This window comes from Aeromonas sp. 600282 (genome assembly GCF_049175755.1).
Taxonomy (GTDB): Bacteria; Pseudomonadota; Gammaproteobacteria; order Enterobacterales; family Aeromonadaceae; genus Aeromonas; species Aeromonas veronii_A.
Genome location: NZ_JAAKVR010000001.1, coordinates 202,621 through 217,679, shown reverse-complemented (window position 1 = coordinate 217,679; position 15,059 = coordinate 202,621). Strand labels below are relative to the sequence as shown.

The window sequence follows — 15,059 nt, the reverse complement described above, 5'->3', positions numbered from 1 at the left end:
TATGAGTGAGCCGGTCAAGGTTAGCTGTTATCCCACCGAAGATGGTCATCAGATCGGGGTGTTGACCCTCGACAGCCCTGCGTCTCTCAACGCATTGAGCCTGCCGATGATCCAGATCCTGCAACAGACGCTGACCCGTTGGGAGCAGGATCCCGCCATCGTCTGTGTGCTGCTGCAGGGGGCGGGTGAGAAGGCATTTTGTGCCGGTGGCGATATCCGCTCCTTCTATTACCGCAAGCAGGAGGCAAGCGGATCGGAACTGTTCGAATATGCCCGCGACTTTTTCGAGCAGGAGTACCGGCTCGACCACCACATCCACTCTTACCGCAAGCCCCTTATCTGCGTGGCTGACGGTATCTGCATGGGGGGCGGTATTGGCCTGTTTGCCGGTGCCGATTTTCGGGTTGTCACCGAAAAGAGCCTGTTCGCCATGCCGGAGGTAACCATAGGCCTCTACCCCGACGTGGGAGCGAGCTGGTTTTTAAGCCGGATGCCGGGGCGGCTGGGGCTCTGGCTCGGTCTGACTGGCGCCCGCTTCAACGGGAGTGATGCCATCGGTCTTGGGCTGGCGGATCACTCCATCGCCAGTGGCGAGCGCAGTGCGCTGTTGTCACGCCTCGCCGTGCTCGAGTGGACTGGCAGTGGTGATCCCCGTGAGCAGATCGATTTGCTGCTCAGGGAATTGCACAGCGAGGTGGCGGCCCGGTTGCCAGCGCCTGTATTGCTGCCCCATCAACAGAGGATCGATGCCTTGCTGGCGGGACGCACGCTGCAAGGGGTATTGGCGCGGTTGTTCGAGGCTCAGTTCGATGAACAGGAGGCGGTACTCAGGCAGGCGCAGCAGATCTGCCGCACCGGCAGCCCCATCAGCCGTGCCATTTTGTGGCGCCAATATTGGCAGGCTCGCCGCAACTCACTGGCAGAGGTATTTGCCGAGGAGCTGACCCTCTCGGTCAACTGTGTGCTGAAGGGGGATTTTGTGGAAGGGGTACGGGCACTGCTGATCGACAAGGATAAAGATCCCCGCTGGCAACAGTTGCCACCGGAGGGGGAGTGGCTGGATGAGTTCTATCGCTGGCCGCAGGGGAGCAATCCGTTGGCCTGCAAGGAATTACATCATGGCAACCGGCGGACGCCGCCATCAGCAACGCAAGGAGCAAGCGGGATGACAAGGATAGGGTTTATCGGGCTCGGCAACATGGGGGGGCCCATGGCGGCCAATCTGGCCAGGGCCGGGCAGACGGTGCAGGTGTTTGATCTGGTTGCCCAAAACATTGAGCGCGCCATCGCCGCTGGCTGTATCGCAGCGGGGGATGCCCGAGAGGCGGTGACCGGCTGCGAGGTGGTGATCAGCATGCTACCCGCGGGGGAACATGTGCGCGATCTTTGGTTGTCTGAGGGGCAGGATCTGCTGGCTGCCCTGCCGGTTGGTGCACTGGTGATCGACTGCTCCACTATCGATGTCGACTCTGCCCGTCAGGTCGGGGAGGCGGCCCGCGCCCGCGGTTTGCGCTTTATCGATGCCCCCGTATCGGGCGGTGTCGCCGGTGCAGCCGCCGGGACGCTCACCTTTATCGTTGGCGGCGACGCGGCAGATTTCGAGGCGGCAAAACCCTTGCTCGCCAGCATGGGGCAGAACCTGTTTCACGCCGGGGCGCTGGGTGCCGGGCAGATCGCCAAGATGTGCAACAACATGCTGCTTGCGATCCATATGGCGGGCACTGCCGAGGCGCTGGCCCTCGGGGTGAAGGAGGGGCTGGATCCCGCCGTGCTCTCCACCATCATGGGCAAGAGCTCCGGCAACAACTGGAGTCTGGAGCGCTACAACCCCTGGCCCGGGGTGATGGAGAATGTCCCTGCCGCCCGCAACTATCAGGGGGGCTTTATGACCCGTTTGATGGTGAAAGATTTGGGTTTGGCCATGGCGCTGGCCGAGCATGGCCACAGCGCTGTGCCGATGGGGGCGCTCGCACGTAACCTGTTCAACCTGCATGCCGCTCAGGGGCAGGGGAGCCGCGATTTCTCCAGCATCGTCGAACTCTATCTGGATAAACAGGATCCCGCCTGACGGGCCACCTCTCTTCAAGGCATCTCCCTTCGACCAGCTACAAGGAGCATTGATGGATATCAAAGATAAGGTCATCGTTATTACCGGCGCTGGACGTGGCTTGGGACGGGCCATTGCGCTGGCCCTGGGCGCACAGGGGGCGACGCTGGCGCTGCTCGACATCAATCGCGCCGATCTGGAGGCGACCGCAGCCCTGGTGCGCAGTCAGAATGATCAGTGCGATCAAGATAGCCAGTGCGAGCTGTTTGTCTGCAATGTGGCGAGCGAAGCCGAGGTTGAGTCGGTTTTTGCTGCCATCAAGGAGCGTTTTGGCGTGCTGCACGGTCTTATCAACTGCGCCGGCATTTTGCGCGATGGCATGCTGATCAAGGTGAAAGAGGGTGAGCTGGTGGAGAAGATGACGCTGGCCCAGTGGCAGAGCGTGATTGACGTCAACCTCACAGGTACCTTCCTCTGCGGTCGCGAGGGGGCGGCGCTGATGGCGCAAGGGGGGCAGGAGGGCGTTATCATCAACATCTCCTCTATCGCCCGCGCCGGCAATATTGGCCAGAGCAACTATGCCGCCAGCAAGGCGGGGGTCGCTTCGCTGGTGGTGACCTGGGCGCGCGAGCTGGCGCGCCACGGCATTCGGGTGATGGGGATCGCCCCTGGGGTGTTTGCCACCGACATGACGGCGGCGATGAAGCCGGAGGCGATGGCGCGGATGCAGCAGGCCATTCCAGTCGGCACCCTTGGCGAGGCGCAACAGCTGGCAGAGACGGTGAGCTTTATTCTTGCCAACGACTATCTGTCGGGACGGATGATAGAACTGGATGGCGGTTTGCGTTTATAGGGATTTACACCATGGGCCCCGGTGTTTCCACCGGGGCTTTTTTATGCAGATTATTTATACAGCAAAGGGCTGAATGGGGATGCATGGGGACCATGCGAGTCAGGTCACGTTGGCAGAAAAATGAGAAATATCAACGGGTCTTGGTTAATTTGAGCCAGCTCACAGGCCATATGGGTCAGTGCTGTAAAATTGCGCGCGGTCAAGGCGGTGCATGATTGACGGGACGAGGGATTGCGGTCGGAATAGTCATGCAATATAGTTGCCGCCTTTTTCACGGGGTCAGGATTCCCAGCCCCTCCCATATTGCGCGCAGTATGAATACGGACGCTCTGCCGCCGCCTAAATAAACAGGATTGAAATGGACAAGAAACTAGGGCTGGGCGCCCTCATTTCGCTGGTGATCGGCTCCATGGTCGGCGCCGGGGTCTTCAGTCTGCCACAAAACATTGCTGCGCATGCCAGTGCCGGGGCGGTCGCCCTGGGTTGGGCCATCACCGGTCTTGGCATGATCTGTCTCGCGCTGGTCTATCAGAACCTCTCCATGCGCCGCCCCGATCTCGATGGCGGTATCTTCAGCTATGCCAAGGCCGGTTTCGGCGATTTCATCGGTTTCAACGCCGCCTGGGGTTACTGGCTCTGCCAACTGCTGGCCAACGTCTCCTACGCCATCGTGGTGTTCAGCGCCCTGAGCTACTTCTTCGATACGCCTGACAACGTCATCTTCGGTGACGGCAATACGCCGGTGGCCATCACGCTGGCCTCCATCCTGATCTGGTCGGTGCATGCGCTGGTGCTGCGCGGGGTACAGGTTGCTGCACTGGTGAATATCGTCACCACCATCGCCAAGATGGTGCCGCTCATCGTCTTCTGTGTCGCGATCCTGCTGGCCTTCAACATGGATACCTTCACTCTGGATATCTGGGGCCAGAACAACATGGAGCTGGGCTCCGTGATGGATCAGGTCAAGTCCACCATGAAGGTGACCCTCTGGGTCTTTATCGGGATTGAAGGGGCCGTGGTGGTCTCTGCCCGTGCCCGTCATCGCAAGGATGTGGGCCGCGCTACCGTGCTGGCGTTGCTCGGCGCCCTGACGCTTTACGTGATGGTGACCCTGTTCTCGCTGGGTGTCATGAGCCAGCCGCAACTGGCGGCGCTCAAGAACCCCTCGACCGCCATGATCCTCGAAGCCGTAGTCGGCCCCTGGGGCGCCTGGCTTATCAACATCGGTCTGGTGGTGTCGGTGATGGGGGCTCTGCTCAGCTGGACCGTGCTGGCCGCTGAAGTGCCCTACATCGCAGGCAAGACCGGCGTCTTCCCGGGCTGGTTTGCCAAGGAGAACAAGAACGGCTCGCCGCAGGTGTCGCTCTGGTGCTCCACCTGTCTGGTGCAGATCTTCCTGATCATCATCTATTTCCAGAGCAGCACCTATCTGGCGCTGGTCAACATCGCGACCTCGGCGGCGCTGGTGCCGTATGTCTTCTCTGGCGCTTATGGTCTGAAGCTGGCATTGAAAGGGGAGACCTATCAGGGTCAACCCCATCAGCGCAAGCGTGACCTGCTGCTGGCCCTGGTGGCGACGGTTTACGGCTGCTGGCTGGTCTACGCAGCCGGTGTGGAGTACCTGTTGCTGGTGGCGCTGCTCTACAGCCCGGGCATCTTCATCTACTGGAAGGCGCGTCAGCATCACGGTCTGCGCGGCCTTAACCGATTGGAGCAGGGAATGACGGCGGCCCTGCTTGGCTGTGCCGTGCTGGCCTTCTACAAGGTGATGGACGGTACCATTCCACTGCACTAACCGGCACAATGAAGAGATGGCCCTCGCGCCATCTCTTTTTTTTCATGCTGATATCCACAGTTGCCCGGCCGTGTTGGCCAGTTTTTGTTTAACACAGGAATTTTTATGCTGTTTATGGGTTACCTCCTGCTGGGCGCCTTTGCCGGTATGCTGGCGGGGCTGTTCGGGATCGGCGGCGGTCTTATCATTGTCCCCGTGCTGGTCATGACCTTTCGCGCCCAGGGCATCGACCCTGAAATCATTACCCATCTGGCCCTCGGCACCTCGTTGCCCACCATGATCTTTACCGGATTCAGCTCGCTGCGGGCCCACCGGGAGGCGGGCGCCGTCGATTGGGTGATGATCCGCCGACTCGGCGCCGGCATGCTGATTGGGGGCTGGCTTGGCGGCATGACCGCCAATCTGCTCAGCACCAGCACCCTCAATATCATCATCGGTTGTTTCGCCTGGAGCATGGCGCTACAGATGGGGCTTAACCTTAAACCCAAAGCGGAGCGCCATATGCCGGGGCCGCTCGGCACAGGCATTGCCGGTACCATCATTGGCTGGATGTCTGCGCTGTTTGGTATTGGCGGTGGCTCGCTCACCGTCCCTTATCTGAGTTGGAACTCGGTGTCAATGCGCAACGCGGTAGCGGCCTCTGCAGCTTGCAGCATGCCCATCGCGCTGGCGGGGAGCCTCAGCTACCTCTATGCGGGTTGGGGTCATGCCGATCTGCCCGAGTGGAGTGTGGGCTACATCTATCTGCCCGCCCTGCTGGGCATTGTGCTGACCAGTACCCAGTTCGCCCGCATTGGCGCCAAGCTGGCACACCGCCTGTCACCCACACGCCTCAAGCAGGCCTTTGCCCTGCTGATGCTGCTGGTGGGGGCGAAATTTATGCTGTTTAGCTGATTCATTCGGCAGATTGTTGAAAAATAAGGCAAACGATCTGTTGGAGGGTAGAAAGCCGTTGCATTGAACGCCCAGTTTGCCTATTCTCCTCGCCGGTGGTCCTATTGGTCCTCTCGCATTGATAACCCGTCGACCTGGTCAGGACCGGAAGGTAGCAGCCAAGGCGGGGGACTCGAGTGCCGGGATGTGGCTGGTAGGGCCACCACTTGTTTCTGCAATTCAATAAGTTAGCTTCCTAAAGCCCTTGGTCATCCACTTTGTGTGGACGACGAGGAGCTCATCGATGAATCTCTGGCTCAGTCCCCACGGCATCTGGTATTACCGGAAAGTCACCACGCTCCCCTGTGGTCGCCGTAAAGAGATCAAAAAATCCCTGCATACCCGAGACAAGCTGACGGCCCGTGCAGCTGTTGCGAAGCGGCTTGCCTGCGTGGGTTCCAGACCCAAGCCCATTCAGTTGCCTGCAGAGGTCAATGTTGCCCCACATGAGCAATCAGTACCCCGGAATCCAAGGTTTTATTGTTTGGTGACACGCATGGCTGCGTTGTATTTGAGCCGCCCATGGGAAATATGTCTGTTTATCTCGCTTAGAAGCGTCTCTTTATTGATGGGCTTGGTGATGTATCCATTCATGCCATGGGAGAGATAGTATTGCTTGGATTCCGGCATCGCATCAGCCGTCAGGGCGATGATGGGGATATCTGCCCAAGGCATCTGGGAAGTGCGGATCCGGGTGGTGGCCACCAGGCCATCCATCACTGGCATCTGGACATCCATCAACACCAGATCAAATTCGGTGTGACCCAGTTTCTCCAGCGCCTCTTCTCCCTGAACGGCCAATGTGACCTGATGGCCCACGGAGTCGAGCATGGCGCCGATCACCTTGCGGTTGGTGGCATTGTCATCAACCAGCAAGATGCGATAGCTCTCCTGATCCAGCGGCTTGGACGGCAGGCAAACAATCGAGGGGGTCGTGGCTCTGGCGGGCCAGATGTAGGTAAAAGTACTGCCATGTCCCTCGCTGCTCTCTACCGAGATATCGCCGCCCATCAGGCGTGCGAGGTTACGGGATATCTCAAGTCCCAGGCCCGATCCACCATATTGGCGGGTGATCGAGACATCCGCCTGGGCGAAACGTTGAAACAGGTTCTTTAGCTGACTTTTGCTCATGCCGATCCCGGTGTCCTGGATCGAGATGCGTATCGAGTGGCGATCCTGCTCCAACAGGGTGCTATCAACATGGATCTTTACTTCCCCCTGATGGGTGAACTTGATGGCATTGCTCACCAGGTTGAAGAGGATCTGGCGCACCCTCAGCGGGTCGATCATCAACCACTCCGGCGTATCGGGGGCAACAGTCAGGGTCAGTTTGATCCCTTTCGCATCGCAGTTGCTCTGCATCAGGGCCCGGATATCCTCCAGCAGTTGGGGCAAGTGATGGGGGGCCAGTTGCAGCTCGATCTTGCCCTCTTCCAGCTTGGATACATCCAGAATGTCGTTGAGCAGACCGAGCAGATGGTTTGCCGATTCCCGCGCCGTCTCCAGATAGTCTCGCTCCCTCGGATCCATATCCCGGTCGGCCAGCAGTGAGAGCATGCCGAGAATGCCATTCATGGGGGTGCGAATTTCATGGCTCATGTTGGCCAAAAAGCTGCTTTTGGCTCTTGTGCCTGCCTCTGCCGCCTGATTTGCCCGCAGCAGTTTGTCATTGAGCTGCTGCATCAGTTTGTGCTGCAGAAACGAGATATTCATTTGCCGCCAGATCAGCAGGGCGAGCACAAAGAGCAGCGCAAATTGCAGGGTTGCGATGAGTGTCGTCGTGATGATCTGCTCCCTCACGCTGTCGCGACGCGCCACATCAAACAGGGTCGCCTGCTGGTTCACCTCCAGAGTCAGCTGATGGAGCAGGGGGAGCAGGGAGGCAAGCTGTTGGCGCAGCTCCTGATGGGCAAGATTGTCGAGCGGCTTGGTGGCTTCCGGGCCGAGCCAGATATCCGCCAGAGAGATGTAGGATCGAATGGCTTTGCTTGCCTGCTGGTAGATCTCTGTTTGCTGAAGCAGGCTGCGATCCTTGCTCTCCAGCACCAGATCCATGCGGCTGACCAGAATATCGTATCTGAGCTGGAAGGTCGGTTGCGACTCATGGAGCAGCGAGCTTTGAAAACGCAGCGCTTCGTTATAGAGCTGGAAATAGTTCCACATCACGTTGTCTTCGCCCTGGCTGGTACTGCGCTGCAGATCCTGAAATTGCCGGTACTGAATGGTACCAATACCGGCAAAGGCTAGGAGCAGCACACAAAGCACCACAAACAAGAAACGTTGACTGGCCGCCATGGAACGCATGATGGGATCTACTCCACTTTTATCGCACTGATCTGCCAGATAGCCCGACCGTAATAGAGCTTGTTTTGCAGTTCGGGATATTTATCGAACGGATAGACAAGGAACAGCGGCCCTTTGTCACGCACCGACAGTGGCTTGCCATTGATCGTGCGGGCGAGGATGACCCGATACTGCTCGGCATCGCTTGTCGGCACCTGTACCGAGTAGTCATTGAGCGCGGTAATGGTGAGCTGTTTGCCGGTTGCCCCGACCTTGGCCAATACATCTTGCAGCAGCGGGCCGCGAAAGGTCTTGGCTTCGTCATACCAGGGGGTATGGGTTTTGATTTCGTGTACCGGTAGTTGATCCAGCATGGCGCTGTCCCACAGGGCCAGAGCCTGATGAGTGGGGCTGCTGATGGCGCCTTCAACCTTCAATACGGCACTGTCAGGGGTGGGGGCTGCGTATGCGGTGCCGCAAAGGGCTACCAGCAGTGGTGCGATGTAAAGGCCTGCTTTCATGATCTCTCCTTCCTGGAAAATGGCGGCATGGGTGCCGGGCCAACGGTGGCTTGTGAGCTGTGTCTAAGGGCAAGCAATAATCGGGCCCGGTGTAATGGGCTTGAATTATCAGTCATTTAGCCTGTTATCGGGCGATCTCGGCCCAGGTGAATTGCAGTTTGCAACGTGCGGGGGAGGTTAATTGCAATTTGGCAATCAAAACGAGGAGTGGGTGTTGGCGAATAAGGCGCAAAGAGTATCATTTGGAGAACAAGAGCCGTGGCACTGCCCGGCATAACATTTGCAGCGTGCTGAATGCCGTGACAGCAAATAGTCTGAGAATCGACAAGGAGCTAGCGATGGAAAGCATGACTTACACCCTTAATGATATCCAGGTAGTGGTACTGGAAAACGAGTTTGACGCGATGGCCGTCAGTGAGCTCCGCCCGTTGTTTGAAACCCTCTCGACCCACCCGGGAGATATCCTGGCCGATATCAGCGATGTTCATTTTATCGATTCGTCGGGGATCGGAGCCTTGGTATTTCTCTACAAAAGATTGATTATGAACGGGCATCAGATGGCCCTTGTCTGCGGACCCGGTCAACCCCATGACCTGCTGGAGATGTTGCATATCGACCGGGTGATCCCCTGCCATGAGAGCATCAAGGCCTATATGCGTTCCCGTGGCATGATGGCCGCTGCATCATGAAACGCTTTGGTATCCTGCTCTCGTCCATTCTGCTGTCGGGTTGTGCGCAGTGGCCGCCGGAGGGGGTTGGCGGCATGGCCGAGGCAAGACCCACCCGTATTCCGGTCAATGAGGATGAACGGCGGGTCTGGTCTCGTTATGATGAGCGTCAGAAGGAACTCGACTTGCAGCTGACGGAATTAAAGCAAGCGAGTCTGCAGGGGTGTATGCCTGCCGAGTTGAAACGACTACAATCTCAACGTATTGATATCGAACGGGATATGCACGGACGGCTCTGGTCGGATGTAGCCTGGCGTCAGACCGTGCTGGCACAATCACTACAACAAGTACGTTTGCGGCTGCAACAGACAACAGCGGATGGCTGTCGTGCTGATTGGTCAGGGCTCCCCTTACGCCAATGGGGGCAGACGTAACAGACGAAAAGGATGTCTATGAAACGGGGCGCTCTCGAAGGATTGATCTATGTTCTCTTGCTGTTGTTCACCTGCCCGTTACTGGCCTCCACCTTGTTGGCTCCCGGTGATCGGTTGGCCATAGTGCAACCCGGTGAGCCTGCTTTTGATCAGCCTTTCCAGATCAACAAGCAGGGGGAGATTGCACTGCCTGAAGTCGGCAACCTAGTGGTGGGGGGGAAGACCCTGCAACAGGCGGATGAGCTGATCCGCACCGCCCTCAAACCTGTTTACAACAACCTCTCTCAATTGACCGTCACCTTGCTGGAGAAGCGGCTGCTGATCAGCGTGATGGGCTATGTCAAAAAACCCGGCAGTTATGATCTGGCGCCCGATGGCAACGTGCAGATGGCCCTCGATGCCGCTGGCGGTCTGGTGCCCGGTGCCCAGCTCAACAACATGCAGGTGCGGCGCGGCAGCACGGTATCTAGCTTCGACTACAAGCGTTATCTCGATACCGGCGATGCCAGCGTGTTGCCGCCATTGCAATCCCTTGATGTGGTGTTCGTACCCGCCTCTCCGCTGATCGGCAACGTGCAAATAGATTTTGATGCGGCAACCCTGGCGGCAGGCGGGGATGGCGATACCGGCAAGGCGATCAAGGTATTTGGCGAGGTCAACAGCCCCGGCGCCTTCAGTTTCAAGAGCGGCAACTCCATCGTGGATCTGCTGATGCGAGCCGGTGGGGTGACCCGCTTTGCCGGGGTGGAGCGGATCCGGGTGATCAATGGTGATGCCCCCGAACTGTTCGATCTCAAAGCCTATCTCGACTCCGGCAACAACAAGCTGCTGCCCAATCTGGCGCCGGGCGCCACCATCTTCGTACCCAAGGATGAAGAGCAGATAAAACGGGGAGCGCGCACCATCTACATCATGGGTGAGGTGTTCAAACCCGGCGCCTATGAGGGGCGGGAAGGGGACTCCTTCCTCGATATTCTGGCCAATGCCGGCGGCCCGACCCGCTATGCCGAGAGTCGCCAGATCCGTTTGCTGCGCACCGATGGCACGATCGAACCCATCGACTTGCAGGCCTATACCGAAGGGATGCAAAAGGCGCTGCCCCAAGTCAAACCCGGTGATGCCATCTTTGTGCCGGAGAAGACCGACATTAACGAGAAATCCTGGTTAAAAGTGGCGCCCGGACGGGCGGTGATGGTGATGGGGGCGGTGCGGATCCCGGGCCGCTATGAATGGTCTGACGAGATGTCGCTGCTGGATCTGATCGCCCACGCTGGTGGCCCCAACGAGCGGGCCGATATCGCCAAGGTGCAGATCCTGACCGCCGAAGGGGGGCAGGCCACGCCAACCCTGTTTGATCTGGACAAGTTTCTCCATCAGGGGGGGGCGCTGGCCAGCCTGCCGAAGATCCGGGCCGGATTCACCATCATGATCCCCGAGCTGCCCACCGATCCCAGTGACAACAAGTCCCAGTGGGTGCGCCAGTCACCGGACAGTTCCATCTATATCTTCGGTCAGGTCGGAGCCCCCGGTCGCTATGCCTTCAATGAGCAGATGGGCTTTATCGACATCCTGTCGGCCGCCGATGGTCCGACTGCGGCGGCGGATCTGCGCAATGTGCGCATCGCCCATCGCAGTGGCAGCACGGCGCGGGTCAGCAAGCTCGACCTTGCTCTCTACTTTGAAACCGGCGATGAAACCTTGCTGCCCAAGGTGCTGCCCGGCGACTCCATCTACCTGCCGGAGAAGAATCGCCCTTGGCTCGACGAGCCCAAGGAGAACACCATTCGGGTGTTGGGGGCGATTGCCCGTCCCGGTCGCTACCGCTTTGACTCCTCCATGACCCTGCTGGATCTGCTGGCAGAGGCGGGGGGCCCGACCAGCAGCGCCTATATCAAGAAGATTGTGGTGATCAACATGGCTACCAGTGGTAAGGGGGATCAGGCCCGCAGCTTCGATCTCGACGGCTTTGCCAAAGATCCCGACTTTAGCCAGTTGCCGGTGCTGCGTGCAGGGGACACCGTCTTTATCCCTGATAGCAAAAGCAGCAACTGGGCCATCTTCATGGATGGCATGCGCGACATCCTGACCACGATCTCGGTGGTGGCCCTGGTCGGGACGCTTTGATATGAGCATCCCCATTCAATATCTGGAGCTCGAATCCCTCTACGCGGCGACGGTCGCCCGGGGGATCCGCTCGCTGGCGGTCACCTCGTCAGAAGGGGGAGAGGGGGTGAGCTCCATCTGCGATGCGCTGGCAAGGCGCTCGGAGGCGGATGGGCTGCGCACCCTGCTGGTGGATCTCAATCTCTATCACCCCGGCCGCGCCACGGCGGTTGCCTGGGGTCCCAATGATGTGCCCGAGCCTGTGGCCACTGGCCGCTCCTTGTCCTTGCTCCCGGCGCCGGGCAAGGATCTGATGGCCTTTCGCAACAAGGATACCTTGCGTCAGCTGCTGGTTCGCTGGCTGGAGCATTACGATGTGGTGATCTTCGATACCTCGCCGCTCACCGCCCTCAATCGGGGCAATATTCCGGCCGATCAGGTGTGTGGGGCCTGTGAAGGGGCGCTGCTGGTGGTATTGGCCGGGGTGACCCCGACGACCGTGGTACAAAGTGCGGTGGATAAACTGACCCGTGCCGAGGCCAATCTGGTTGGCGCTGTCTATAACGACAAACTCAACCCGGGGCTGGCCAGCGAGATCCTGCGCGAACTCAACCGGCTGCCCAGTAACCGGGTGACCGAATGGCTCAAGCGCTGGTGTCGGCGCAGCGCCTTGCTCAATTTCCGGATCTGATCGCTCGCTGATGGAGGCCCGATATGGATGACTGGTTGCGATCTGCTCCGGCAACCCTGCAGGCGGTGCGCGAACTGCGCAACCGGCTGGCACAGGGACTCTCCCTGTTTCAGGTCTCCCCAAAGGATCAAGCCAACTGGCTGCTCTGTTTCAGTGAGCTGGCCACCAATAGCGTCAAGCACACAGCTCCTCCCGCGACCCGGCTCTGGCTCACTCTGAAAGAGGATGAAACGGGCTTGAGTTTGATACTGGAGGATGATGGCGGCCCGCAACCCGGTCTTGCCAGTGCGCCGTTACCCGATGAACTGCAGGAGGGGGGATACGGGCTGGCGCTGGTGCACCAGCTGTTTGCCGAGGTGCACTTCTCTCGCGACGGTGATCGCAATCGCGTGACCCTTCGCCAGCAGGGCCCGGTCAACCAACTGCCGGTGATCGCGGTGATCGACGATGACAAGGTGATGCGTGCCCTGCTCACCGCCTATCTCCATGAGCACTACCGGGTTGAAAGTTATGCCGACTCCCATGCCGCCCTGCTGGCGCTCGGAAAGCAGCCCCCCGCGCTGGTGCTCTCCGATATCGAGATGGAGGGGATCGATGGCTTTGGGCTGCGCCAGCAGTTGATGAAGGATCCCAAGATGAAGGGGGTGCCCTTTATCTTCCTGACCGGTCATCAGGATCAGTGGACCCAGAGTCGGGCGGGGGCGCTGGGGATCGATGACTTTCTGGTCAAACCCATCACCAAGCAGGACCTGTTGCTGGCGGTTTCGCGGGTGCTGCAACGCTCGCAGCAGCTCAAGTCGCAATGGGGCGAGCAGCTGGATCAGCGCATGACCTCGGCGCTGCGCCCGTTATTGCCCGCCACCTCCATAGGGGGATACCAGCTGGCGTTGCAAACCCGTGCGGCCACCGTGGGGGGCGGGGACTTTCTGCTGGTCAAGGGTCGGGTGCTGTGGCTCGGGGATGTGATGGGCCACGATGCAGAAGCCAAGTTTTTTGCCCATGCCTATGCCGGTTATCTGCGCGGTTTGCTGACGGCACACGATCTGGAGCGCGCCCCCGCCCGTTTGCTGACCATCTTGTCCAATGCGGTTCACAGTGATCCGCTCCTCGGGGCTACCCTGCTCACCACCCTCTGCATTGAGCTCGGCAACGAGGGGCGGGTGCAGTGGGCCAGCGCGGGCCACCCTGCGCCCTGGCTGGTCGGGCCCGGTACCATCCGTCAGGTCGGCGTGACCGGCCCCTTGCCCGGTTTGCGCCCGGATCCCCACTTCGTGACCAATGAGCGTCAGCTCAAGCCCGGCGAGATCCTGCTGTTCTGGACCGACGGTCTGCTCGATAGCCGTGATGCCGCAGAGCGCCAGCGCTGGGAGTCGCAGCTAAAAGAGATCTGCCTGACCTCGGGGCCCGGTCTTGAGCAACTGGCTCATCGCATTGCCCGCTGGTTTGATGAGCGCATCAATGATGCCGCCCTCGATGACATGACCCTCCTGCTGGTCGCCTGTCCCGGCGCTTGATCCAGCCCCTCTTTGCCTGACTGGCCCGCTCTATGCAGCGCCTCATTTCTGGTGGCATGGAGCCACGGGAGGAGGTGCCTATGTTACCCATGCAGCAGATCTGGCTGGCCATCGATGCGCGTCAGGTCGGTGGAATAGAAGTTCACATTATCCACTTGGCCAACGATCTGCTGGCCAGGGGATTTCGCCCCACCATAGTGCTGGTGAGCAACCACGGCATGACCCCCTTTACGACCCTGCTCAAACAACAGGGCTTGCCCTACGAGGTGTGCCAAAACAGCCGCGATTTTATGCGCCGTCTGGCCCATCAGCCTGCCTCTGTGCTGATCCACACCCACGGCTACAAGGCCGGGGTGCTGGGGCGGCTGACAGCCTGGTTCACCGGTAAATCGGTGGTCTCGACTTTTCACAGCGGGGATGACGGGGAGGGATTGCTGAAGTTTTACAGCTGGCTGGATCGCACCACAGCGCGTTTTGCGAAGTGTATTGCAGTAAGCGAGCCCATCGCTCGCAAATTGCCTGTGCCAAGCACGGTGATCAGCAACTTTGTCCCCATGCCTGCGACGCCGGCTACGGTAACTGGCAACCGGATTGCCTTTGTCGGCCGCCTCTCGCCGGAAAAGGGGCCGGAGGCATTCTGCCAGCTGGCCGCCTTCTGCCCGGAGGGGGCGTTTCATCTCTACGGGGATGGCCCCATGAAAAGTGCCTTGTTGCAGCAGTATGGTGATCGCGTCCAGCTTCATGGTTTCCAGAACATGGCCAATGAGTGGCACAACATCGACCTGCTCTGCATCACCTCCCGCTTTGAAGGGTTGCCGCTGGTGGCCCTGGAGGCGATGGCTCACGGTATACCGGTTTGTACCTTTGCGGTGGGGGGCCTGGTCAATCTGATCGACCATAAATCCAATGGCTGGCTGGTGGAGCCCAGCCATGTGAGGGATATGGCGGAGCTGGTCAACTACTGGCTGCGCAGCGATGGGGTGGTGCGCAGCAAAATGAGTCAGGCGGCCCGCAACACCATAGCCCGCGGGTACAGCGTCAACAACAGAGTGACCGATATTCTGGCTGTCTACGGCGCCTGAATCACGGAGAAACCTGTCAAAACGAGTGGCCGCTGGCCACTCGCTTTTTTATGTGCCGGTGTTAGGGGGAGCAGGGGGCGGATTGCTTCTGTGATCACAATTGATGTGCCACAAAGATGCGCCATAAAAAAAGGC

General features: G+C 59.3%; 12 protein-coding genes, 1 other RNA gene and 1 pseudogene. 12 read left to right on the top strand and 2 right to left on the bottom strand.

Going from position 1 to position 15,059, the window contains the following annotated elements:
- Window position 1: 1 nt before the first annotated feature.
- The 6 genes and pseudogenes from G5137_RS01000 to ffs form a co-directional block, all read left to right on the top strand.
- A pseudogene (locus G5137_RS01000) lies at window positions 2–1,102 on the top strand (enoyl-CoA hydratase/isomerase family protein); the annotation flags it as partial.
- 63 nt (window positions 1,103–1,165) lie between these two features.
- Window positions 1,166–2,068, top strand: coding sequence for a 3-hydroxyisobutyrate dehydrogenase (gene mmsB, locus G5137_RS00995; protein WP_421254873.1), 903 nt, complete (start codon window positions 1,166–1,168; stop codon window positions 2,066–2,068).
- Between the two features lie 52 nt (window positions 2,069–2,120).
- Complete coding sequence (locus tag G5137_RS00990) at window positions 2,121–2,900, top strand: SDR family oxidoreductase (RefSeq protein ID WP_421254770.1); 780 nt, start codon at window positions 2,121–2,123, stop codon at window positions 2,898–2,900.
- A 358-nt stretch (window positions 2,901–3,258) separates the two neighbouring features.
- Window positions 3,259–4,695 (top strand): arginine-ornithine antiporter, encoded by a 1,437-nt coding sequence (arcD, locus tag G5137_RS00985; protein WP_005336921.1) that lies wholly within the window; start codon window positions 3,259–3,261, stop codon window positions 4,693–4,695.
- A 105-nt stretch (window positions 4,696–4,800) separates the two neighbouring features.
- Window positions 4,801–5,589 (top strand): sulfite exporter TauE/SafE family protein, encoded by a 789-nt coding sequence (locus G5137_RS00980; RefSeq protein ID WP_421254769.1) that lies wholly within the window; start codon window positions 4,801–4,803, stop codon window positions 5,587–5,589.
- Between the two features lie 102 nt (window positions 5,590–5,691).
- Window positions 5,692–5,788, top strand: an RNA gene (gene ffs / locus G5137_RS00975) — signal recognition particle sRNA small type.
- A gap of 317 nt (window positions 5,789–6,105) precedes the next feature.
- On the opposite strand, the gene G5137_RS00970 is transcribed toward ffs, so the two are convergent.
- The gene (locus G5137_RS00970) at window positions 6,106–7,932 is read right to left on the bottom strand and encodes an ATP-binding protein (RefSeq protein ID WP_047435143.1); all 1,827 of its coding nucleotides are present in this window, start codon (window positions 7,930–7,932) and stop codon (window positions 6,106–6,108) included.
- Window positions 7,933–7,940: 8 nt separating this feature from the next.
- Window positions 7,941–8,432, bottom strand: coding sequence for a molybdopterin-dependent oxidoreductase (locus G5137_RS00965; protein WP_421254768.1), 492 nt, complete (start codon window positions 8,430–8,432; stop codon window positions 7,941–7,943).
- Between the two features lie 338 nt (window positions 8,433–8,770).
- Here G5137_RS00965 and G5137_RS00960 point away from each other — a divergent pair, with 338 nt between their 5' ends.
- The 6 genes from G5137_RS00960 to G5137_RS00935 all read left to right on the top strand — a co-directional run bounded on the left by G5137_RS00960 (window position 8,771) and on the right by G5137_RS00935 (window position 14,924).
- Window positions 8,771–9,121, top strand: a complete 351-nt coding sequence (locus G5137_RS00960; RefSeq protein ID WP_005333409.1) for an STAS domain-containing protein — start codon at window positions 8,771–8,773, stop codon at window positions 9,119–9,121.
- Window positions 9,118–9,534 carry a hypothetical protein gene (locus G5137_RS00955; protein ID WP_167572626.1) on the top strand — a complete coding sequence of 139 codons (417 nt, stop codon included), beginning with the start codon at window positions 9,118–9,120 and terminating at the stop codon, window positions 9,532–9,534. The genes G5137_RS00960 and G5137_RS00955 overlap by 4 nt, the downstream gene beginning before the upstream one ends.
- A gap of 18 nt (window positions 9,535–9,552) precedes the next feature.
- Window positions 9,553–11,658 (top strand): SLBB domain-containing protein, encoded by a 2,106-nt coding sequence (locus tag G5137_RS00950; protein ID WP_421254767.1) that lies wholly within the window; start codon window positions 9,553–9,555, stop codon window positions 11,656–11,658.
- A gap of 1 nt (window position 11,659) precedes the next feature.
- Window positions 11,660–12,328, top strand: coding sequence for a tyrosine-protein kinase family protein (locus G5137_RS00945; RefSeq protein ID WP_076493047.1), 669 nt, complete (start codon window positions 11,660–11,662; stop codon window positions 12,326–12,328).
- Window positions 12,329–12,351: 23 nt separating this feature from the next.
- Window positions 12,352–13,842 (top strand): SpoIIE family protein phosphatase, encoded by a 1,491-nt coding sequence (locus G5137_RS00940; protein ID WP_421254766.1) that lies wholly within the window; start codon window positions 12,352–12,354, stop codon window positions 13,840–13,842.
- An 80-nt stretch (window positions 13,843–13,922) separates the two neighbouring features.
- The gene (locus G5137_RS00935; RefSeq protein ID WP_421254765.1) at window positions 13,923–14,924 is read left to right on the top strand and encodes a glycosyltransferase family 4 protein; all 1,002 of its coding nucleotides are present in this window, start codon (window positions 13,923–13,925) and stop codon (window positions 14,922–14,924) included.
- Window positions 14,925–15,059: the final 135 nt, after the last annotated feature.